The sequence below is a fragment of the Nocardia colli genome (assembly GCF_008704205.1).
Lineage (GTDB): Bacteria > Actinomycetota > Actinomycetes > Mycobacteriales > Mycobacteriaceae > Nocardia > Nocardia colli.
The window spans coordinates 183,125-205,022 of sequence record NZ_VXLC01000014.1; the positions used below are offsets into that span (position 1 = coordinate 183,125).

At 68.8% G+C, this 21,898-nt stretch carries 21 protein-coding genes; 12 read left to right on the forward strand and 9 right to left on the reverse strand.

Annotated elements, in window-relative coordinates:
* Window positions 1-113 precede the first annotated feature (113 nt).
* Both mftE and mftD read left to right on the forward strand, forming a co-directional pair.
* Entirely contained in the window at window positions 114-818 is a 705-nt protein-coding gene (mftE, locus tag F3087_RS25300) for a mycofactocin biosynthesis peptidyl-dipeptidase MftE (RefSeq protein WP_396897585.1), read from the forward strand.
* Window positions 815-2,038 (forward strand): pre-mycofactocin synthase MftD, encoded by a 1,224-nt coding sequence (mftD, locus tag F3087_RS25305; RefSeq protein WP_150404524.1) that lies wholly within the window; start codon window positions 815-817, stop codon window positions 2,036-2,038. Before mftE ends, mftD begins: the two co-directional genes overlap by 4 nt.
* A 4-nt stretch (window positions 2,039-2,042) precedes the next feature.
* Here mftD and F3087_RS25310 read toward each other — a convergent pair whose 3' ends face one another.
* Entirely contained in the window at window positions 2,043-2,513 is a 471-nt protein-coding gene (locus F3087_RS25310) for a MarR family winged helix-turn-helix transcriptional regulator (protein WP_150404525.1), read from the reverse strand.
* 258 nt (window positions 2,514-2,771) lie between these two features.
* Here F3087_RS25310 and F3087_RS25315 point away from each other — a divergent pair, with 258 nt between their 5' ends.
* The gene (locus tag F3087_RS25315) at window positions 2,772-4,448 is read left to right on the forward strand and encodes a fumarate hydratase (RefSeq protein WP_150404526.1); all 1,677 of its coding nucleotides are present in this window, start codon (window positions 2,772-2,774) and stop codon (window positions 4,446-4,448) included.
* 33 nt (window positions 4,449-4,481) lie between these two features.
* Here the strand turns inward: F3087_RS25315 and F3087_RS25320 are convergent, their stop codons facing one another.
* The gene (locus F3087_RS25320; RefSeq protein ID WP_150404527.1) at window positions 4,482-5,660 is read right to left on the reverse strand and encodes an alkane 1-monooxygenase; all 1,179 of its coding nucleotides are present in this window, start codon (window positions 5,658-5,660) and stop codon (window positions 4,482-4,484) included.
* 185 nt (window positions 5,661-5,845) lie between these two features.
* Between F3087_RS25320 and F3087_RS25325 the strand changes: the two genes are divergently transcribed.
* From F3087_RS25325 to F3087_RS25345, 5 genes are all read left to right on the forward strand, one after another.
* The gene (locus F3087_RS25325; protein ID WP_150404528.1) at window positions 5,846-6,703 is read left to right on the forward strand and encodes a class I SAM-dependent methyltransferase; all 858 of its coding nucleotides are present in this window, start codon (window positions 5,846-5,848) and stop codon (window positions 6,701-6,703) included.
* A 280-nt stretch (window positions 6,704-6,983) separates the two neighbouring features.
* Window positions 6,984-7,451 carry a hypothetical protein gene (locus F3087_RS25330; protein ID WP_223885321.1) on the forward strand — a complete coding sequence of 156 codons (468 nt, stop codon included), beginning with the start codon at window positions 6,984-6,986 and terminating at the stop codon, window positions 7,449-7,451.
* 476 nt (window positions 7,452-7,927) lie between these two features.
* Complete coding sequence (locus F3087_RS25335; RefSeq protein ID WP_150404529.1) at window positions 7,928-8,158, forward strand: hypothetical protein; 231 nt, start codon at window positions 7,928-7,930, stop codon at window positions 8,156-8,158.
* Entirely contained in the window at window positions 8,155-8,460 is a 306-nt protein-coding gene (locus F3087_RS25340) for a hypothetical protein (RefSeq protein ID WP_150404530.1), read from the forward strand. The genes F3087_RS25335 and F3087_RS25340 overlap by 4 nt, the downstream gene beginning before the upstream one ends.
* A 52-nt stretch (window positions 8,461-8,512) precedes the next feature.
* The gene (locus tag F3087_RS25345; RefSeq protein ID WP_150404531.1) at window positions 8,513-9,043 is read left to right on the forward strand and encodes a M15 family metallopeptidase; all 531 of its coding nucleotides are present in this window, start codon (window positions 8,513-8,515) and stop codon (window positions 9,041-9,043) included.
* A gap of 7 nt (window positions 9,044-9,050) precedes the next feature.
* Here the strand turns inward: F3087_RS25345 and F3087_RS25350 are convergent, their stop codons facing one another.
* Complete coding sequence (locus F3087_RS25350) at window positions 9,051-9,923, reverse strand: NAD(P)-dependent oxidoreductase (RefSeq protein WP_150404532.1); 873 nt, start codon at window positions 9,921-9,923, stop codon at window positions 9,051-9,053.
* A gap of 82 nt (window positions 9,924-10,005) precedes the next feature.
* On the opposite strand from F3087_RS25350, the gene F3087_RS25355 reads away from it, so the two are divergent.
* From F3087_RS25355 to F3087_RS25370, 4 genes are all read left to right on the forward strand, one after another.
* The gene (locus tag F3087_RS25355) at window positions 10,006-10,656 is read left to right on the forward strand and encodes a TetR/AcrR family transcriptional regulator (protein ID WP_150404533.1); all 651 of its coding nucleotides are present in this window, start codon (window positions 10,006-10,008) and stop codon (window positions 10,654-10,656) included.
* A gap of 52 nt (window positions 10,657-10,708) precedes the next feature.
* On the forward strand, window positions 10,709-12,313 hold the full coding sequence (locus tag F3087_RS25360) for an FAD-dependent oxidoreductase (protein ID WP_150404534.1): 1,605 nt from the start codon (window positions 10,709-10,711) through the stop codon (window positions 12,311-12,313).
* 347 nt (window positions 12,314-12,660) lie between these two features.
* On the forward strand, window positions 12,661-13,677 hold the full coding sequence (locus F3087_RS25365; RefSeq protein WP_150404535.1) for a poly(ethylene terephthalate) hydrolase family protein: 1,017 nt from the start codon (window positions 12,661-12,663) through the stop codon (window positions 13,675-13,677).
* Between the two features lie 28 nt (window positions 13,678-13,705).
* Entirely contained in the window at window positions 13,706-15,097 is a 1,392-nt protein-coding gene (locus tag F3087_RS25370; RefSeq protein ID WP_150404536.1) for a serine hydrolase domain-containing protein, read from the forward strand.
* Between the two features lie 72 nt (window positions 15,098-15,169).
* On the opposite strand, the gene F3087_RS25375 is transcribed toward F3087_RS25370, so the two are convergent.
* The 6 genes from F3087_RS25375 to F3087_RS25400 all read right to left on the reverse strand — a co-directional run bounded on the left by F3087_RS25375 (window position 15,170) and on the right by F3087_RS25400 (window position 21,815).
* Window positions 15,170-16,501: an FAD-binding oxidoreductase gene (locus F3087_RS25375; protein ID WP_150404537.1), complete on the reverse strand. Its 1,332-nt coding sequence runs from the start codon at window positions 16,499-16,501 to the stop codon at window positions 15,170-15,172.
* 76 nt (window positions 16,502-16,577) lie between these two features.
* Window positions 16,578-17,588, reverse strand: a complete 1,011-nt coding sequence (locus tag F3087_RS25380) for a hypothetical protein (RefSeq protein ID WP_150404538.1) — start codon at window positions 17,586-17,588, stop codon at window positions 16,578-16,580.
* A gap of 23 nt (window positions 17,589-17,611) precedes the next feature.
* Window positions 17,612-17,953 carry a RidA family protein gene (locus tag F3087_RS25385; protein WP_150404539.1) on the reverse strand — a complete coding sequence of 114 codons (342 nt, stop codon included), beginning with the start codon at window positions 17,951-17,953 and terminating at the stop codon, window positions 17,612-17,614.
* Window positions 17,950-19,047: an alpha-hydroxy acid oxidase gene (locus F3087_RS25390; RefSeq protein WP_150404540.1), complete on the reverse strand. Its 1,098-nt coding sequence runs from the start codon at window positions 19,045-19,047 to the stop codon at window positions 17,950-17,952. The genes F3087_RS25385 and F3087_RS25390 overlap by 4 nt, the downstream gene beginning before the upstream one ends.
* Window positions 19,044-20,432: an amino acid permease gene (locus F3087_RS25395; protein WP_150404541.1), complete on the reverse strand. Its 1,389-nt coding sequence runs from the start codon at window positions 20,430-20,432 to the stop codon at window positions 19,044-19,046. The genes F3087_RS25390 and F3087_RS25395 overlap by 4 nt, the downstream gene beginning before the upstream one ends.
* 213 nt (window positions 20,433-20,645) lie before the next feature.
* A complete protein-coding gene (locus F3087_RS25400) occupies window positions 20,646-21,815 on the reverse strand; it encodes an MFS transporter (RefSeq protein WP_150404542.1) in 1,170 nt (389 codons plus the stop codon).
* Between the last annotated feature and the right edge of the window lie 83 nt (window positions 21,816-21,898).

Below are 21,898 nucleotides of genomic sequence, written 5' to 3' on the forward strand. Positions count from 1 at the left end.
ACTGACGATAATCTCCGGATATGTCCGAAACGGGGACGGCAGCCGGCGGAGCCGGCGGGGTGGGTGAACACAGTGTCGCAGGCCACAGCCGCGGGACGGCTGATCCGGCCGCCGTGGCGGCCGATCTCACCTGGCCCGAGGCCGGGGAGCGGGCGGCCGCGGACGCGATTCTCGCGGTCGCGGTCGGCGCGACCGAACAGCACGGACCGCACCTGCCGCTGTCCACCGACACCGACATCGCCGCGGCCCTGTGCGCGCGGCTGGCCGCGGTCCGGCCGGATGTGCTTGTCGCACCGGCCATCCCGTACGGGGCCAGCGGCGAGCACGCGGGCTTCCCCGGCACCCTGTCCATCGGGCAGGCCGCGCTGGAACTGCTGGTGATCGAGCTGTGCCGGTCGGCGACCGACACCTTCGACCGCATCCTGCTCGTCAACTGGCACGGCGGCAACCTCGAACCGCTGCGCCGCGCGGAAACGTTGCTGCGCGCCGAATCCCGCGACGTGCGCGTGTATCTGCCGCGCTACCAAGGCGATCTGCACGCCGGCCGCGCGGAAACCTCCGTGCAACTGGCCCTCACGCCCCACCGGGTGCGGCTCGACCGCGCCGAAGCCGGCGATGTCCGCCCGCTCGCCCAGCTCATGCCGCTGCTGCGCGGCGCGGGGGTGCGCTCGGTCAGCGCCAACGGCGTGCTCGGCGATCCCGCCGGCGCCGGCGCCGGCGAGGGCATCGCCCTGCTCGACCACCTGACCACCGACTTGCTCGACCGAACCCGGCTGTGGTGGCCGGTTGTTGCTCCCGAAAGGACCCTCAGTCGATGAACCCGTGGTTCGAAACCGTTGCCGAAGCGCAGCGGCGTGCGAAGAAGAGACTGCCGAAATCGGTGTACGGCGCGCTGATCGCCGGATCCGAGCGTGGTCAGACGATCGAGGACAACCAGCGGGCGTTCACCGAACTCGGTTTCGCCCCGCACGTCGCCGGCTCGATCGGCGAGCGCGACCAGTCGACCACCGTTCTGGGCCAGCACCTTTCGATGCCGGTAATGATCTCGCCGACCGGCGTGCAGGCGGTGCACCCGGATGGTGAAGTGGCCGTGGCCCGTGCGGCCGCCGCGCGCGGAATCGCGATGGGGCTCAGCTCCTTTGCCAGCAAGCCGATCGAAGAGGTCATCGCGGCCAACCCCGCCACCTTCTTCCAGATGTACTGGTGTGGCAGCAAAGACGAGATCCTGCAACGTATGGAACGGGCGAAGGCGGCCGGCGCGGTGGGCTTGATCCTGACCCTGGACTGGTCGTTCTCGCACGGCCGGGACTGGGGGAGTCCGGTCATCCCGGAGAAGCTCGACCTGCGCACCATGCTGAAGTTCGCGCCGCAGACCCTGGCCAGGCCGCGCTGGCTGGCCACCTATGCGAAGTCCGGGCACATTCCGGATCTCACCGCGCCGAACATGGCCATCGGCGACGGTCCCGCGCCCGGGTTCTTCGGCGCCTACGGCGAATGGATGGGCACGCCGCCGCCGGATTGGGCGGACGTGCAATGGATTTGCGACCAGTGGGACGGTCCGGTGATGCTCAAGGGCGTCATCCGGGTCGATGACGCGTTGCGTGCGGTCGATGCGGGCGTCGCGGCCATCTCGGTGTCCAACCACGGCGGAAACAACCTGGACGGGACGCCCGCGGCCATTCGGGCGCTGCCCGCGGTGGCCGGCGCGGTCGGGTCGCAGATCGAGGTGGTGCTCGACGGCGGCATCCGGCGCGGCAGCGATGTGGTCAAGGCCGTGGCGCTGGGTGCGCGCGCGGTGATGATCGGGCGCGGGTATCTGTGGGGTCTGGCCGCGAATGGGCAAGCGGGCGTGGAGAACGTGCTCGACATCCTGCGCGGCGGAATCGACTCGGCGCTGCTCGGTCTGCGCAAGACCAGTGTCGCCGAACTGGATCGGAGCGACCTCGTGGTGCCCGCGGGATTCGAGCGCGCGCTCGGCCTGCCCGCCGGTGAATCAGCCGACGGCACAATCGAATTGGCGGCCAGCACGTCCGCCTGAGTGGTCAGTTCTCGCTCGGTGTCTGCCGATGATGCGCGAGCAGCGTGTCGTAGATGTCGGCGAGCGCGGCCAGCTGCTGCCGGTCGAGGATGTCGATCATGTGCTTGCGCACGCTGACCACGTGCGCGGGCGCGGCGCCGGTCAGCACCTCGGCGCCGCGCGGGGTCAGCCGGGCCGCGGTGCGGCGCGCGTCGTCGGGGATCGGTTCGCGGACAACGAGTCCGCGCTTCTCCATCCGGGTGATCTGATGCGACAGCCGGCTCTGCGACCACTCGAGCTGCGCGGCCAGGTCGGCGAAGGTGCAGCGGTGCTCCGGGGTTTTGCTCAGGAAGGCCAGCACCGAGTATTCGACATAGGTGAGATTCGATTCGCGCGTCGAGTCTCGCCCGACCGCCGCGGCGATGAGGTCGCGGGTGCGCACAAAGCCCACCCAGGCGCGCATTTCGACGTCATCGAGCCAATGGGGATCGGTCACGATAGCGCTCCAAACTCTGGCGTTCATACATTGTCGCGCGTCGTTGTGTGTCGCGCGACGGTTGTTGCGGCGAGGGGACGCTTGGACGTCCTAACGCTTTTGTGTGGAACGACAGGTAGCACCCCCGGGGTTGAACGTGCAACCTTTTGTGTCAACTGCTAGGGATAAGCCTTGCCTAACCATCGTGTGACGTAGCCGGGTGGATACGCTCGCTGTGCCTGTGACCAGCCCTGCCCCCGCCCGAAGGAGTGCGTTCCCGTGACCGCGCCGGACTTTCGCTATTCAGACCTGCTGCCGATCGGCGCGGACGACACCTCGTATCGGTTGCTCACCACCGAGGGCGTGCACACCTTCGAGGTCGGCGGCCGCACCTTCCTTCAGGTCGAGCCCGAGGCGCTGCGCCTGCTGACCGCCGAGGCGATGCACGACATCAGCCACTACCTGCGGCCCACCCACCTGGCGCAGCTGCGCAAGATCATCGACGACCCGGAGTCCAGCGGCAACGACCGCTTCGTCGCGCTGGATCTGCTGAAGAACGTGAACATCTCCGCGGGCGGCATCCTGCCGATGTGCCAGGACACCGGCACCGCGATCGTCATGGGCAAGAAGTCCGAGGGCGTGCTGACCGGCGTGGACGACGCCGAATGGATCAGCCGCGGCGTCTACGACGCCTACACCAAGCTGAACCTGCGCTACTCCCAGCTCGCCCCGATCACCATGTGGGACGAGAAGAACACCGGGTCCAACCTGCCCGCGCAGATCGAGTTGTATTCCACGCCAGGCGATCCCGCGCATCCGGCGTACAAGTTCCTGTTCATGGCCAAGGGTGGTGGTTCGGCGAACAAGTCGTTCCTGTACCAGGAGACCAAGGCCGTGTTGAACCCGACACGGATGCTGGAGTTCCTGGACGAGAAGATCCGCTCGCTCGGCACCGCGGCCTGCCCGCCGTATCACCTCGCGGTGGTGATCGGCGGCACCAGCGCCGAATTCGCCTTGAAGACGGCCAAATACGCGTCCGCGCACTACCTGGACAACCTGCCCACCGAGGGATCGCTTGCCGCGCACGGGTTCCGGGATCTGGAGCTGGAGGAGGAGGTCTTCAAGCTCACCCAATCCTTCGGCATCGGTGCGCAATTCGGCGGCAAGTACTTCTGCCACGACGTGCGCGTGGTGCGGCTGCCCCGGCACGGCGCCAGCTGCCCGGTGGCCATCGCGGTGTCCTGCTCGGCCGACCGGCAGGCGCTGGCCAAGATCACCGCCGAAGGCGTCTTCCTGGAGCAGCTCGAGCGCGAGCCCGCGCACTACCTGCCGGAGCAGACCGAGTCGATCCTCGGCGGCGACGTGGTGCAGATCGACCTGAACCGGCCGATGTCGGAGATCCGCGCCGAGTTGTCGAAATACCCGGTGAAGACCCGGCTTTCGCTGACCGGGCCGCTGGTCGTCGCCCGCGACATCGCGCACGCCAAGATCAAGGAACGCCTCGATGCCGGCGAGCCGATGCCGCAGTACCTGCGCGACATGGCCGTCTACTACGCGGGCCCGGCCAAGACCCCCGAGGGCTACGCCTCCGGCTCGTTCGGCCCGACCACCGCGGGCCGGATGGACTCCTACGTCGACCAGTTCCAGGCGGCCGGCGGCTCGCACGTCATGCTGGCCAAGGGCAACCGTTCCGCCCAGGTGACCAAGGCGTGCAACGAGCACGGCGGCTTCTACCTCGGCTCGATCGGCGGCCCCGCCGCCCGCCTCGCCCTCGACTGCATCAAGTCCGTCGAGGTCCTCGAATACCCCGAACTCGGCATGGAAGCCGTGTGGAAGATCGAGGTCGAAGACTTCCCCGCGTTCATCGTCGTCGACGACAAGGGCAACGACTTCTTCGCCGAAACCCAGAAGCCGATCGCCCTGCGCGTGCGCACCCGCTCGGCGGAACGAGTCTGATGTACCCGGCTGATCGTCGCGGGGGCGCGACGATCAGCCGGTTGCCCGTCGGTATGCCAGGGTTGCGCGCAACCGGCCCTGTTTGCGCGGTTGGACGTTGGCCAGGGTGATGTCGCCGTTGTAGTGGGCGAGGACGCGGTGGTCCATCACGATGCGCCACAGCGGGGGGACGGCGGCGAGGACGACCATGGTCGCGTAACCCGCGGGCAGTTGCGGCGCCTGGGCCGAGCTGCGCAGAGTCTGGTACCGGCGTCCAGGATTGGCGTGGTGGTCGCTGTGCCGCTGCAGGTGGAACAGGAAGATGTTGGTGACCAGGCGGTCGCTGTTCCAGCTGTCGCGCGGGGAGCAGCGGGCGTAGCGGCCGTTGCTGCGGCGGGCGCGCAGCAGGCCGTAGTGCTCGACGTAGTTCACCGTCTCCAGCAGCGCGATGCCGATCACGGCCTGCAGGGCGAGCCAGGGCAGGATGTGCCAGCCGAACAGCGCGATCAGGGTGCCGAACAGCACCACCGTCATCGCCCACGCCTGCAGGATGTGGTTGTCGATGTCCCACCAGCCGCGTTCCTTGCGCGCGAGCCGTTCGCGTTCGAGGCGGATGGCCGAGCGGAAGCCGCCGCTCACGCTGCGCGGCAGGAACTCCCAGAGCGATTCGCCGAGCCGGGCGCTGGCCGGGTCCTCCGGCGTCGCGACCCGCACGTGATGTCCGCGATTGTGTTCGACGAAGAAATGGCCGTAACCCGATTGGGCAAGGGCGATTTTCGCCAGCCAGCGTTCCAGGTGCTCGACCCGGTGCCCGAGTTCGTGCGCGGCATTGATGCCGATGCCGCTGACGAAACCGAGCGTCGCGGCCAGGCCGAGCTTGTCCACGACGGTGAGCTCGTCGCCGGCCCACAGGTAGCTGGCGATGCCGAGCCCGAACAGTTGGATCGGCAGGAAAAGATAGGTGCACCAGCGGTAATAGCGGTCTCCGGAGAGCAGCTCGTAGTCCTCGTCGCGCGGATTCGCGCCGTCCTCGCCGACCACCCAGTCCAGCACCGGGATGACGATCAGCACGATGATCGGGCCGATCCACCAGAACACCGGCGCGCCGGTGTGCAGCACGAGCTGCGAGGGGAGCAGTGCGCACATCGGCGCGATCAGGCCGAGCATCCACAGCGGGCGCTTGCGGTCCTGGCCTCGGGGCTGACGACGGTTGATCTGCTTGCTTCTTTCCATGAGATTCCGGCGCCGGGCAACCGTAATCTGTTGTGACTGCTGAATTATCCACTGTGCGTTTGTTGCTTGTGCTAGCTGAGTCGCCGGGACCGTGGTTCTCGTTACCGGTGTGGAGCGAAAGCGTTCCGAATTGTGCCAGGCCGCCCGACCCAGCAGGGCAAACGGGTCGTGCCAGACTGGGCGGTATGGCTGGAGGGCAAGCACCGATCTCGAATGTGTCGGACACCGCTCGCTGGGTGGCCGCGTACCGCGCGCGGGAGACCGCGCGCCCCGACTCGCTGTTCCAGGACCCGTTGGCCGACCGGCTGGCCGGCGAACACGGGCACGCGATCGTCGACCAGGCGCCGCGCATCATGCGCAACGGCTGGTCCGTGGTCACTCGCACCAAACTCATCGATGACCTGATCGCGAAGTCGATCGCGGAGGGGTGCGATCGGGTACTGAACCTGGCGGCAGGGCTGGACACGCGCCCGTACCGGCTCGCGCTGCCCGCCGGTTTCGTCTGGATCGAGGCGGATCTGCCCGAACTGCTCGCGGAGAAGGAGCGCGCGCTGGCGGGGGAGACCCCGCGCGGCGTATTGATCCGGCGCGCAGTCGATCTCGCCGATCCGTCGGCGCGGGACACGTTCCTCGACGAGGCGCTCGGCCCGCTCGGGCCGGCGGGGGCTCCTGCCACCAAGGCGCTGGTGCTCACCGAGGGGCTGCTGTTCTACCTCGACGAGGCGACCGTCGCCGATCTGGCCCGCGCTCTGACCAGGCCGGAAATCGCCTGGTGGATGGCCGATCTCACGTTCCGGATGGACCGCATGCGGACCAGCGCGATGTTCGAGAACGCGCCGATGAAGTTCGATCCGGCCGACGGCCTCGCCTTCTTCGGCGCGCTCGGCTGGCAGCCGGTCGACAGCGAGAACCTGCTCGTGCAGGCGCGCAAACTGGGCCGCGCCCCCTGGTATCTGCGACCGTTCAGCTACCTCCCGCAGCCCGACCCGCGCAAGCCGCTGCGCAACCCGTGGTCGGCCGTGGTCCGCTTCCGGCCCGAATAGGTCGCCGGACCGGATCGCCATCGCCGGTCGGGGTTGCTGGCATCTCGGCCGGAAGGCCTGCCGCGTCCGGCTCCGATTCCCCCGATATCGCGTCGATTGGGCGGCGAGTATGCGGGCTGAGCTGGGCGTTCGATTTTCGTGGAGGCTTTTGTGCGGACACACAAATGTCACCCCGATCGCCGGGGTGATGCTGGGGGTTCGCGAGGCACCCTTAGCGATGTACATCGTTGAGTCCAAGGGTGCCGTTCATCGCAGATGCCATTGAAGGTCGAGGAGGGCAATGAGTACGTCCAGGGTCATCACGACAACACTGCGTCTCTCGCAATCCGCCAGCCGCCGGTTGGCCGCACGTGCCGCGCGCGAGGGTACAACTTCTACCGCATTGCTCGACCGCCTCATCCGGGAGGGCGTCGATCAGCTCGATCATCCCGGCATCGTGTTCCGCGGGCCGATGAACGATCGGCGCGCCGCGCTGGTCGCGGGCCCGGACGTGTGGGAAGTCGTTGCCCGCCTACAAGAATTGGACGGTCCGGTCGAGCGCCGCATCGAGGTGCTGAGCGCGAAGTCCAGCCTGCACTCCACCAAGATCAAGATCGCCATCGAGTACGCCCGCGACCACGGCAGCGAGATCATCGAGCGGATCGGGCGCAATCGTGAAGCGGCCGAGGCGATTCGCCGCCCGATGCCGGTGCGCACGCCGGTCGCCGAACGCGACCACCTCACCCTGGTCACTCCGCTGCGCGAGTGATTCGGCCGAATTGTCCGGTGTCGTAGTCGAATTGTCCGTTGTAGTGGCTGTTCACATCGATGGGGAGCGAATGTGGACACTTTCGCCACCTGTGCACAAACCACTCGGCCTGCGGACGCACACCCTTCCTTCAGCCCGGGGTGTCGTCCGCAGCCGGATCGGGGGATGTGGGCGAGAACGGTACGGTCGTGAAACTCGGTAAACCACCGCAATTTTCGCGAATCGGACTGGTAGCAACCGGCCACACAATGTGATCCACAGCACTGGGATAGATTGTGGATAACCTCCGTTCCTTGTGGATGAAGCATTTGCCACGCAACGGATTTCGGGTAAGCATGGGCCATGCATATCGACTATGACTCCTCGTCAAACGCACGCCACGGCCGAGGGTTGCCATTTGCCGCGCCGAATGCTCCGCGCCGCGCTGCGGCCTACGTTCTTCCCGTACGGGGCCGGGTGATCGTATGATGTTGAGTATGAAGGCCCGGATGACGTTGAGTCTCGAACAGGCCACCGCCGACTACATCACCAAGCAGGCGGCGGCCGCAGGCGGGAACGTGTCCGCCTGGGTCGAGCGGCACTTCCGGGAGCAAGCGCTCCGCGAATCGGTCGCGTCCTACGTCGAGTGGGACGCCGCGAACCCCGGTTACGCCGAGGCGGCCGCGGAAGAAGCCGAGGCCGCGGCGCGCGAAGCCGGCCTCGCGTGAATCGCGGGGAAGTCTGGAGCTACGCGCCGATCATCAACCGTCCCGGGGTGTCGACCCGGCGGTTGATCATCAGTGCCGCGCCGATCAACGAGAACCCGCAGCTGAAGGTCGTGCTGACGCTGCACGTCCTCGACTCCGACCCCGGCGGTCTCCTGGCCGTCGACCTGACGCCGCACGGCTGGGCGTCCGCGTTGCACCCGGAGGCAACTGTGCGCGGACGGCTCGACGAGTGTGTCGGCGTCGCGGATACCGACACGATGGAACGAGTATCGGCAGCGCTGCGAGCAGCGCAAGATCTCTGAGTGTCGGCGGCGACTTCGGTCGTCGCCGACCTCGGCCGTTACCATCGCCGACATGGTGTTACGGAGTGGTGTGCGGAAACGGCTGGCGCTCGGTCTGCCGGTGGCGGTGTTGCCCGCGCTGGTCGCGACGGGTTTGACGGCGCCGCAGGCGGCGGCGGAGCGGGGCGTGGCGATCGATCAGCGGGAGGCGCTGGGGTCGGCGGCCGGGACCGAGGGGTTGGAGCCGGGGCTCGCGGTGGCGTACTCGCTGGCCGAATCCGAGGCGCATGCGCAGGGCGTGCCGTTGTCCATCACCTCCGGGTATCGCACGCCCGGCGAACAGCAGCAGCTGTGGGACAACGGACTGGCCACCTACGGCAGCCCGGATGTGGCGCGCCGGTGGGTGCTGCCGCCCGAGGAGTCGACGCACGTGTCCGGCAAGGCGGTCGATGTCGGCCCGCTCGAAGGGGCACAGTGGCTGGAGGCCAACGGAACCCGCTGGGGTCTGTGCCGGATGTACGACAACGAGTGGTGGCATTTCGAGTTGAACACCGCGCCCGGCGGGGTCTGCCCGCCGATGCGCCCGGACGCCAGTAGCCGCTAGCGAGACCTCATTCCCGCAGTAGATCGATGATCTTGGTCTCGTTGAGCTCGCCGTAGCCGGCGTCCACGAGTCGGCTGAAGATGTCGTGCGCGGCATGGCCCAGCGCGGCCGGTCCGTGCACGTCATCGGACAACTCGACGCCGATGCGGGTGTCCTTCAAACGCAGCGTGCCGGTGAACGCGATATCGCGGTCGTGCCCGCCGTCGAGCATCAAACGACCGACGCGCGCCACGTTGGGGCTCCCGGAAATGCTGTGGGCGAGCGTGTCGACGACGGTCGCCAGGTCGAGTCCGGCCAGCTCCGCGACCCGCAGGGCCTCCGCCGTCGCCGCGATCTGGATGGAGCCGAACAGGTTCTGCACCAGCTTGTACGCGGTGCCCGCGCCGACCGCGCCGAAGTGGATGATGTTGGTGCACAGCGGTTCCAGCAGCGGCCGGGCGGCTTCGAGATCCGTCGGGTCGCCGCCGACGAACAGCGTCAACCGACCGGCCGCCGCCGCGGACGGCAGCCCGGTGACGGGGGAGTCGAGGTACCGAAGCCCTTGCGCGCCAGCCTGTTTCGCCAGCTGCAACACCCACGGCCGGGAGATCGTCGAGCACTCCACCGCGAACGCGCCCGGCGTCACCGCACCCGCCAAAGCACCGTCCGCACCGAGCCACACCGCCTGCGACGCTTCGTCATCGGCCATCATCGAAATGATCGCGTCGGCCCCATCCGCCGCCGCCCGGGGCGTCGCCGCAGCGACCGCCCCGGCCGAAATCAGTTCCGCGGCTTTGTCGGCCGACCGATTGAACACGGCCACCTCGTGCCCGGCGGCCAGCATCCGCGCCGCCATCCCCGACCCCATCCGACCCGCCCCGAGAAAGCCAATTTTCGCCATCCCGGCACCCTACCGAGCCCCGGTTGGCCGAAGCCGGGCTCGGGTCGCCGGTGCCTGAACCATCAGCTGTCAGACTGCGAAGATGAACGAATCGGTGCGGCGCCGCGGGCGCCCGGCCAGGCTCTCGCAGGACGCGATCCTTCTGGCCGCGCAGGAGATCGTCGAGTCCGCCGGGATCGACGCGCTGACCATGCGGGCCGTCGCGGAGCGACTGTCCAGTTCGCCGATGGCGATCTACCGGCACGTCCGGGACAAGGACGAACTGCTGCTGTTGCTGCTGGACCGCGCCGCGGCCGGGCTCGAACGTCCCGAGTTGCCCGCGGATCCGCGGCAGCGGTTGCAGGTTCTCTGGCGGTTCCTGCACGACGAGCTCGCCGCGCGTCCGTGGCTGGTCGGCGTGCTCGCGAGCGGTGACCTGGCCGGGAAATCGATCCTGTGGCTGGTCGAGGAGATGTTGCAGGCATTCATGGCGTCCGGGCTCTCCGCGATCCGGGCGGGCGCCGCGTATCGGGCGGTGTGGCAATACACCGTCGGCGTGCTGACCATTCGCATAGCCACCGAGCGCACCACCGCCGCGCTGGATCGTCCGCGCTTCCAGGTCGAGATGATCGCCGCCGCCGACCCGGCGCAGACCCCGGCCGTCGCCGCGTTCGGCGGCGACTGGCCGCACGCCTTCGACAACTACGACTTCGGACTGAACGCACTGCTAGACGGGTTGATTCCGTGCTCTTGACAACCCCTCGCCTATTTTGTGTACTTATACACAAATAAGCGAGGAGAGAGTCATGATCGAGGCGGACGTAGTGGTGATCGGCTCGGGCGCGGCCGGTTTGGCGGCAGCGCTGGCGGCGGCCGACGGGGGAGCCGAGGTGGTGGTGCTGGAGGCGTCGGCGCGCTGGGGCGGATCGACCGCGGTGTCCGGCGGTCAGGTGTGGGCCCCGGCCAACCATCGGATGCTCGAGGCGGGCTTCGCCGACTCGGCCGAGGAGGCGCTGACCTACTGCCGGACCGTGGCGCCCGGACGCGACGAGGTGCTGGTGGAGACGTTCGTGCGGACCGTGCCCGAGGTGGTGCGTTTCGTCGAGGAGCGCACGCCGATCCGGTTCACTCCGGTGCCGTCCTACCCGGATACCTTCGTCGAGCTGCCCGGCGGCAAGACCGCCCGCCACGTCGAAGTGTCGCCACAGGACCTCGGTGATCTCGGCGACCTGTCCGAACTGGTCTGGCCCGCACCGTTTTTCGCGCCGGTGCTGACCAATCAGGAAGCGATGGAGACCCATCTGTTCGCCGGTGGGCCGCCGCCGATGGAGCTCATCGGACAGCGCATGTCCGCCGGGGTGGTGACGCTCGGTGCCGGCCTCATCGTCGGCCTGCTGCACGGCTGCCGGAAGGCGGGCGTCCATCTCATCCGGGACTGCCGAGTGACCGAACTGATCCGTGACGGAGACGGTCGAGTCACCGGGGTGCGCACCGCCGATCCGCTGCGCTCCGTGCGTGCGGACCGCGGCGTCGTGCTCGCGTCCGGCGGTTTCGAACACGATCCGGTCCTGCGCGCGCAACTGCTGTCCGGGCCGCTCACCCATCCGGTGACGCCGCCCGTCCAGCACGGCGACGGGCTGCGGATGGCCGGACTGGTCGGCGCGGCCCTGGCGTACACCGGCGAATACTGGTCCTGGCCCGCCTATCAGGCGCCCGGCCGGACCTGGCCCGATCCGGCCGGAACCGCCCAGCCGCAACTCGCCGTCATGGAACGCTCACTGCCGCACGTGCTGTGGGTGAACCCCGTCGGCCGCCGCTTCGTCAACGAGTCCAGCCACAACTGCGCCGCCGCCTTCGCCGAACTCGATCCCAACACCCACCACCCGCGCAACCTGCCCGCCTGGGCAATCGGCGACGCGCAATTCCGCGCCAGGTATTCGGTCGCGGGCATCCCTGCCGGCACCCCCGCACCGGACTGGCTGATCACCGCCGGCAGCCTCGCCGAACTCGCCGGACTCCTCGACATCGACCCGAAAACGTTGGAGCAAACCATCACTCGCTTCAACGCCATGGCCGAGGCCGGCCGGGACGACGACTTCCAGCGCGGCCGCACCCGCTACGAACACGCCTTCGGCGATCCGTCCGCCGCACACCCGAACCTCGGACCGGTAAGCGAGCCACCGTTTTTCGCCGTCCCCGTCTATCCGAGCGCCGTCGGCACCAAGGGCGGCCCGCGCACCGACGAACGCGCCCGCGTCCTCGACTGGTCCGGCAACCCCATCCCCGGCCTCTACGCCGCGGGCAACGCGGCCGCCGCAGTCTTCGGCCCCGGCACCTTCGCCGGCGGCCTGACCGTCGCCTCCGCCCTCACCTGGGGCTGGATCGCCGGCCACGACCTCACCACGGCGTAAATCCGCACCCTGTCTCGGAGCTGCACCCCGTGTCGGGTCGGCATCCTGTCTCGGGTCGGCATCCCGCGTCGGGTCCGCACTCGCGTGTCCGGTCCGCACTCGCGTCGGACCCGCACCCCTCTCGGGATCTGCACCCCCTCTCTGGATCTGCACTCGAAGTCGGCCCCCATTCCGAGTGCGGATCCCGAGTGGGGGTGCAGATCTCGACGCGATTGGGCGTGTGATGGCGTCCGGCCATTGTGTCGTGGGCCACTGCCGAGTACTCTCGCTGGAATTCGAGACTGAACGGTTTCACTACCGAATTGCAGAGGTCCGGCGATGCCGCCGGGTGGATGAGGGAGCCCTCAATGACGAGGTATGCCGCACGAATGCGCTCGGGGATCGCCGTGGTCGTGGCGACGGTGGCGGTGCTGGCCGCGGTGGCGACCGTGCCCGCCATCGCGGATCAACCGGAGCCGGGGCCGACCGCGCAGAGCGTGTTCAACAAGCCCGGTCCGCATCCTGTCGCGACCGCAGTGCGCACGAATCCGTGCCAGGAATCGGTGTGGGGGATGTTCCAGCACATCGTCGTGCACCTGTTCGCCAACCGCGACGACATGACCTGCACCCAGGCCTTTCCCAACGGCCTGGAGTCGCCGATCGGGGTGAACACCTACTACCCGGCCGATATCGCCGACCTCCCCGGTGCGCCACTGCTGGTGTTCACCTCCGGATTCGACGCGAACCCGGGGATGTACGACGCGCTGGCCCGGCAGTGGGCGAGTAACGGTTTCGTCGTGGCGATCCCGTACGAGTTCTTCAACTCCCTCGCCTATGTGCCCGCCCTCGGCGTCGCCGCCGCGGTCGTCGCGAATCGGGACCCGAATTCCCCGCTGTACAACAAGGTCGACCTGAGCCGGACCCTGTTCGCCGGTCATTCCGGCGGCGGTCAGGCGTCGCTGCAAGCGGGCACCCTGTTCCCCGGCATCGCGTCGCTGATCGATCCGGCGATGCGGGTGCGCGGCGTGCTGGCGATCGAGCCGGGCCCGCTCGCGGTCGGAGCGCTGGTTTCGGTGCCGACGCTGTTCCTCACCGGCTACAACGATTTCGTGGTGCCCGACTTCGCCTGGGTCCGCTGGTGGCAGTACAACCTGACCTTCCAAGCGCCCGCGTGGATCGCCAATGCCCGTGGGGTGAGCCACTTCTCGCCGGTCGACGGGCTGGACAACTACCTGTCCGCCGGTACCGCGCTGGCCTGGCTGCGCTATCAGGCGTTCGGTGACGGCGTCGCCAAGGACTACTTCGTCGGACCGAATTGGCGGCTGCCCGCCGACAAGACGTACTTCAGCGTGGAGCGCAACGCGCTCGCCGACGCCTTGAACTGACCAGGGGAACAAGAGAAATGGGTCGAGTATGAGATTCCGCCGGGCATGGGCAGGTGGGCTCGGTGCCACCGCAGTGGTCACCTTCTCGCTGGTCTGCCCCAGCGCCACCGCGGATCCCGGCATCGTGTGTGCCGAACCTGCTGCGGGCCAGGCGGTTCAACGCGCCGATCCGGCCGCCGCCGGGCTCGATCCGGCCGCGCTGACGGACGCGATCGACTTCGGCACGGCCAAGGGCGCGTATGCGATCCAGGTGTACCGGCACGGCTGCCTGGTCGGTGACCGCACCGGCACCGGCAATCTGCCCGCGCCGCTGGCCAGTTCGTCCAAGGGGGTGGCGTCGGTCGCGGTGGGCCGCGCGATCACCCTGGGCTACTTCGGCCTAGACGATCCGCTCGGCAAGTTCTTTCCGCAGGCCGACGCCGCGCATGCCGCGCTGACCGTGCGTCAGGTGCTGAATCAGACCACCGGCCTGCGCTTCTCCTGGGCCGCCGACATCGCGGGCATCGCCACCGACGAGGTGCTCCAGACCCTGGCAACCCCGCCTGCCTTCGAACCGGGCACCACCTTCCAGTACGCGCAGGCCGTGCTGGTGCTGCTGCCGAAGATCGTGGAGATCACCACCGGGATGGATTTCCAGGACTTCGTCCAGCGGGAAGTCATGCAGCCGTTGGGCATTGCCCGCGACCAGTGGGTCTGGCTGCGCGACCGCAGCGGAAACACCGCGGTCAACGGCGGTCTCGCCATGCGGGCCGACGACCTGGCCCGCCTCGGCCTGCTCCTGTTGCACGAAGGCCGGTGGGGCGGTGCGCAACTCATCGATCCCGACTACATCCGGCAGGCACGGCAGCCGACCGAGGCCAACGGCGGTTACGGATTCCTGTTCTGGCTCAACGCCGGTGACTCCTACAAGACCGCCACCGTACCGTCGGCAAAGGTGTTCGACCATCCGATGTTCCCCGGCGCACCCCGCGACCTGTACGCCTTCGTCGGCGCACTCGGCCAGTTCAATGTGGTGATCCCCAGCCGCGACATGGTGATCGTCCGGCTCGGCGTGCCCGGCGGCATCGACACCGGCAATGTGCAAACCTCCCTCGCGGCCGAATCCAACCCGGACAACAAGGAATTCCTGCGCCGCGTCGTCGCCGCGGTCGCCGACGTCCCCGCCGAACCGGTCGACGACCCGTACCGCTACGGCGACCACTTCGGCCCGATCATCGGCGACCTCGACGACCTCGCCTTCTGGGTGGACCCCGAACACACCGCCCAAATCCTGCTGGGCGTCGGCCCGTACGCCCCGTCGAACTGCAATGTCTTGTGGTGCAACGGAAAACTCGTCCCCCAGGACATCTTCGCCGCCATGCTCGACTCCACCGGTCAGATAGTCGCCGCACTGCTGGGGCTCGGACACGGACCGCGCTGAGCCGAACTCGCTCGGGGTCAGTCCACGAGGCCGAAGGTCACCAGGTGGCGGCCCGCGGCCGGCGAGTCGAGTTCAGTCGAGGATCTTGCCCGGATTCAACAGCCCGAGCGGATCCAGCGCACGTTTGACCGCGGTCATCAGCTCGACCGCCGCGCCGTGCTCGGCCTGGAGGTATTGCTTCTTGGCGAGGCCGATGCCGTGTTCGCCGGAGGCGGTGCCGCCGACCGAGAGCGCGTGGCGGACAACCTGATCGGAGAAATCCCGGGCTCGTTCCGCGGTTTCGGCGGTGTACGGGACGACCACGTGCACGTTGCCGTCGCCGATGTGCCCCGCGACGGCGATGTCGAGGTCGAGTAGCGCGCCGAGTTGTTCGGCCGTCGCCACTGCGTCGGCGATTCGCGAGTAGGGCACGGCGGTGTCGGTCACCAGGAAGCGGTGGCCTGGGTGGCGAGCCTTGAGCGCGAAGAACAGGTGGTGGCGATCCTCCCAGAGACTGTGTTGCGCGGTATGGTTCTGCGCCGCAACGATTTCCAGCGCACGATGGCCGGTGCACAGGGCGCGGATCTCGGTCTCGTCGAGCGCGGCCGCCTCTTCCGAGGTGGCGGTGAGGTCGAGGAACAGCGCGGGCGCGATCGGATGCCGGGTGCCGCGATAGGCGTTGATCGCCGCCATGCTGGTGGCGTCGACCAGTTCGGCCCGGGTCACCGGCAGCGCCTGCCCGAGCATGTCCACCGCCGCGGCCACCGCGTCGGCCACGCTGGGAAACGAGATCCGAAGCGCGCGTTGCCAAGCCGGGATCGGATGCAACCGCACGGTGAGCTCGGTGATGATGCCGAGCGTGCCCGCCGACCCGATCAGCAGATCCTTCAGGTCGTAGCCGCTGCTGGACTTGCGCACCGCGCGCCCGAGCCGGGCCACCGTGCCGTCCGCGAAGACCGCCTGCAGCGCAAGGGTGTTCGCGTGCATCCCGCCGTACCGGACCGTGGTGGTGCCGGTGGCATTGGTGGCGGCCATGCCGCCGATGCTGGCGTCGGCGCCGGGATCGACGGTGAACTGCAACCCGTACGCGGCGGCGGCCGCGTTGAGCCGGGTCCGGGTGACGCCGGGCTGCACGGTCGCGGTGAAGTCGGTGGGGGAGATGGACCGGATCGTGTCCAGCGCGGAGAGGTCGAGCACCACCTCGTCCCCGCGGGCGAGCAGATGCCCCTCCAGGCTGGTGCCCGCGCCGCGGCAGATGATGGGAGTGCCGGTGTGCCTGGCCCATTCGACGGTGCCGAGCACGTCGTCGAGGTCGGCCGCGCGGACGATGCCGCGCGGGCGTCGCCCGGAACGACCGGTCTCGTCGACGGTGTACTCGTCCAGCGCCGCCGCCCGAATGTCCAGCCGATCGGCGACCGTGGTCACGACTCCACCTCGCCGGCGCTCGGCTCCGTCGTGCCCACGGGCAGGCTGTGTCTCTGGTTCGCTCGCCGGCGCTCGCTCACGCCCGCTCCAGGATCGAGGTCACCAGCATGGTGTGATCGTCGAAGGTGCGGGCGATGGTCCAGCCGAGCTCGGCGAACGCCGCCTCGTACTCCTCCTTGGTCCACAGCCGGACGCCGGTGATGGTGTGGTAGATCTCGTAGGTCGGGGAGAACCACGGCTGCCCCGACCACTGCGGGGCTTCCAGCAGGTAGCCGTCGCCGATCACGAGCCGGTGCAGGTTCGGAAACCAGCGCATCCACTCTTTCAGCACCGCGATGATGCCGCCGCCGTCACTGGCCAGCTGGTGCAGCAGGAAGAACGACATCGCGGTCGTGACCTTGCTCCGGTCGATCGCCGCGAGCCATTCGGGATCGGTGGCCTCGGGCTGAACGGAGCCGGGCAGCAACGTGATTCGATCGGCGAAACCTGTTTGGACGACCTCCGCCGACGCCGCGGCGACCACCTCGGCCTCGATATCCACGCCGATGAACTGCTCTTCCGTGGCCAGCTGCGCGAGCGCCCGCACCCGGCCCGCGTCCGCACAACCGAGATCGACCGTGCACCCGGGACCCGTTGCGGCGATAGCCTTTCCGATGCCTTGCAGAATCTCCGGACGCCGCCGCGCGATGTCGGTACAACCGCGCGCCACCGCACCCGCGTCGGTGGCCGCGGGAATGAACGCGCGATCGGCGTTGCCGGCCAGCTGCCGGAACGTGGGCTCCCAACCGCGCGTGACCATGCGGACGAACCCGCGGTTCTTGGCGACGTCGTGCCCGGTGTGGGTCAGCTGGAACCGATGCCCGCGGCGGGTGAGGAACCCGGCGCGGATCAACCCCTCGGTGACGGTCTGCTGGATGCCGCTGGTCGGTGCGATCGGATCGCCGCTCAACAGCGTTGTCCACCAACCCCAGTCGTCGGCGGCCACCACCAGCTGTGCGGCGGTCTGACCCTCGATGACGTCACGGATGGTGAGTCCGGCGGGCGATGGATGATTGAACAGTGCGACGGTGGTGGTTGCGGCGGTCATGACGGATCCTCCTGATATGCGGGCTAATCGGCGAGCGCGATTACCTGGATTTCGATGAGCAGCCCCTCGATGGGCAGGGTGGTGACGGTGGTGGTGCGGGCCGGCGCGGCGGCGCCGAAGAACGCCGCGAACGCGGCGTTCCAGGCCGGAAACCATTGGCGGTCGGCGAGATAGCAGTCCAGCTTCAGCGTCTGCCCGCGCGAGCTGCCCGCCTCGGTGAGCGCCTTGTCCAGCTGGTCGAGCACGGATTCGAGCTGTTCGGCGAAGCCGGCCGAGGTCGGGGTGAGCGTGTCCGGGTCGATCGCGGCGAGCCCGGAGGTGAACACCAGGCCGGAGCCGCGGCGAGCCGACGGGAAGGCGGTCATGACTGCGCTCCGATCAGCCGGGTGGCGTCGAGTTGGTCGATGGTGGCGGCGCCGGACAGGGTCATCAGCGTCCGCAGTTCGTCGGTGAGCAGCTCCAGGACCCGGCTGACCCCGGCCGCTCCGGCGGCGGCGAGGCCGTAGATCGCGGCCCGGCCGATCACCACGGCGCTGGCCCCGAGGGCGAGCGCGAGGAAAACGTCGCTGCCGGTGCGTATTCCGCTGTCGAACAGGATCGGCAGCTCGGGACCGACCGCGGCCCGGATGCGCGGCAGCATGTCCAGGCTGGCGGGTGCCGGATCGAGCTGGCGGCCACCGTGATTGGAGACCACGATCGCGGAAGCGCCTGCGGCCAGCGACCGTTCCGCAGCGTCGGGGGTGAGCACGCCCTTGGCGATCCAGGGCAGCCGGAACTGTGCCGCGGCTTGGCGCAGATCGGTCCAATTCCAGGCCGCGGCACCGTGTTTGAGCAACTGCCCGAACACCTCCGCGACGCCGGGCGCACCGTCGGTTCCGGTGAGGTTGCCGCCGAACTGGCGCATGTCCGGCGCGAACCGGTTCGCCATGTTCCGCGTGCGGAACCCGCCGATCGGACAGTCGACGGTCACGCACAGCGCGGAATAGCCCGCGCGCTGGATCCGTTCGGCCACCGCCGGCGCGTGCGCGAACGGGTGCAACTGCGCGATCCGGGCCGCCTCGGGCGCGACCGCGCGGATCTGCTCATAGGAGTAACTGCCCGCCTCCGGCACGATCGTCACCGTCCCGTGCCGCTGCACCGCCCGGGCCACCGCCAGGTGACCGTCGAGGTGGAACATCGCGTCACCGCCGAACGGCGCGGTGAGGATGGGGGTTTCGAGGGTCATGCCGAGCACCGAGGTCCGGGTGGACGGATTCGCCACCCCGCTCATCGGATCCGGCAGAATTCGCCAGCGGTCGAACGCGTCCCGATTGGCGCGCAGCGTGATCTCCCGCCCCGCCCCGCCTTCCACGAAGTCGAACACGTCCGCGGGCAGTGCGGCGCCCGCGGCCCGATGGATCTCGTCGAGCGTGCCGAAGTCGACCGTGGTCGGGTACATGCTGTCGAGCTGGGCGGTCATGCGGTGCCTTCCGGTGTCGGGACCAGGGAACGACGGCGGCCGTAGCCGAAGTACACGGCCGCCCCTGCCGCGCTCCAGACGGCGAAGCGCAACCAGGTGAGGCCCTCGAAAGTCGTTGCCAGCCAGACGCATCCCGCGATCGCCGCGAGCGGCACCACCGGCATGAACGGCGTCCGGAACGGGCGCGGCCGCTCCGGCGCGCTGCGGCGCAGCAACAGCACGCCGAGCGCGACGACGACGAACGCGAACAGCGCGCCGATGTTCACCAGCTCGGCGACCGTCCCGATCGGCAGCAGCGCCGCGACCAGGGCGATGCCCGTGCCGAGCAGCAGGCTCAACCGCACCGGGGTGCCGCGGCGGCCGGTATGGCACAGGGCGCGCGGCAGCAGTCCGTCGCGGCTCATCGCGAAGATCAGCCGGGTCTGCCCATAGCAGAGCATCAGCAGGCCCTTGGTCAGCGCGATCACCGACGCGACCAGGATGACCTTGCCGATCCAGCCCGCGCCGATCGCGCTGAGCGCGGTGGCGACCGGGGCCGCGTTGTTCAGGCTGGGATAGGGTGCGACGCCGGTGAGCACGGCGCTGACCGCCACGTACAGACCGGTGGCGATGACGACCGAACCGATGATGCCCCAGGGCAGATCGCGCACCGGGTCGCGGGTCTCCTCGGCGGAGGTGGCGACGATGTCGAAACCGAGGTAGGCGAAGAACGCGAGCGCCGCGCCGGCCGCGATGCCGTGCACGCCGAAGGGCATGAACGGCGTCCAATTCGTGGTGTCGAGATGCGGTGTGCCGATGGCGATCACGAGTATCAGGACGACGATCGTCACCGCCACCAATGTTTTCACCACGGTCGCGGTGAGCTTCACATCGAATATGAGGACGGCAATTATCGCGCCGGTGACCAGCAGGGCGGGCAGGTTGATGATTCCACCGTCGGCGGGGCCTGCGGTTATTTCATGCGGAAGGGTCACGCCGAAAAGGGAATACAGCATTGCGGTGCACAGCCCGGACCAGCCGATGGCCACCGCGGCGGCGGCCACCGCGTATTCCAGCAGCAGATTCCAGCCGACCAGGAACGCGGGCGATTCGCCGAGCGTCGCCCTGGTGTAGGTGTAGGCGCTGCCGGATAGCGGAGTCATCGACGCGAGCTCGCTGTAACACAGGGCGACCAGCACGCAGATCGCCCCGGCCAGCACGAACGACAGCACGATCGCCGGCCCCGCCTTGGTAGCGGCGGCCACGCCGGTGGTGACGAAGATGCCCGCGCCGACGATGGTGCCGACGCCCATCGCGACCAGATCGAACCGGCCTAGGGTGCGTTTGAGTGCGGGGGTCGGTTCGGCGCCGCGCGCTGCGGCGATTCGCTGGGTCGGTGCGGCCATGTCGGTCCCGTTCGCTGTTCGAAATATGAATTGCGCCAGCGCTTCTCGCTGGAATGCAATTCAGTAAATCAGCGGCCGTTTGTGTTTTGATGAACTCAGGTAACGTGTCTGTTTCGCAATGTCCGGGAAATCGATTGGTGACCAAATTAATTGGCCACGCCGAAATGCGCAGCGGTGCGCTGCGCTGAATGGGTGGTCGTCGGCGTATTCGAGTTATGCGGTGGTGCTGGTCGCTTCGGTGGGTGTGGCGGTAATGGCGTGCGGCACTGCACGTTTCCGGACGAGAACGGTGGCCGCCGCGACGGCGAGCAAGACCAGCGCGGCCGCGATGACCGCGTCCTGCATGGTGCCGAGGGTGGCGACGACGCCGAAGCCGAGGGTGGCGACGGCCGCGCAGAGGTAGGCGACGGCGGCGTAGCGCGAGGCCACTCGCGCGTGCCGGTCGGGTGGGGTCGCGGCGCTGACGATGCGCAGCCCGGTGCGGTAGGCGATGCCCTGTCCGCAGCCCGCGACCACCGCGCCCGTGAGCAGCACCGCGAGACTGGGCGCGGCCGCCACGGTCGCGGCCAGCGCGACGCCGGCGATGATGGTCAGCTGGCCGATGAGCGGTTCGGCGGGCAACCGGCCCGGCGGCACCGCGCGCTGAACGATCCACGCGCTCACCAGATACAGCGTGACCGGCAGCGCCAGCAGCGGCAGGCTGGTCGTGTCGAGCAGTTCCGCGCCGTAACTCGGCAGCAGCGCGACCACCAGACCGGCGGATACCCACGCGGCAATTCCGTTGAGGTATCCCGCGATTCGCGGCTCGGTGGACGGCAGTGCCGGCCGGTGCGGGCCGGCTGTGGCGTGTTCGCGCGGACTCCGATCGAGCAGCACGGCGAACGCCACGACGCCGAGCAGCGCCGCATGTCCGAGGTAAACCGTCACGCCGGGCGCGGGCAGATACTGCGCGACCCAGGCCGCCGCGATCGTGCCGAGCGCCGACCCGAGCACGGTCGCGGTGGCCATCGCGGTCCGGCCCCCTTCGCCGGACCGTTCCAGGATCAGCCCGGCCAGCGAGCCGGTGACCAGCCCGACCGACAGTCCCGCCAGCACCCGCGCGACGCACGCGGGCCCGGCCGAATCGGCGAGGCTCATCGCGAGGTCGGCGCCGACGCCGCAGGCACTGCCCAGCCCGATCCGCCACCACCAGGCCGCGCGTGACGGCGGCGTGCCGATGAACGAGAGCGTGGGCGTCAGCGCGAACAGGTACGCGGCGAAGATGACGGTGATGAGCAGCGGCGCGAGGTCCCAGGCATGGCGGTAGTACGGCATCATGCCGGTCGCCAGATTGGGCTGGGCCATGATCAGCACGAGCAATACGCCGGGAGCAGCTGCGCGCATCCACCCTCCAAGTGAGGAGATCTTCTCGATTGCTAGCATAGCGAACTGAGAAGATCTTCTCTACTCGAGCGTGTCGATCCGGA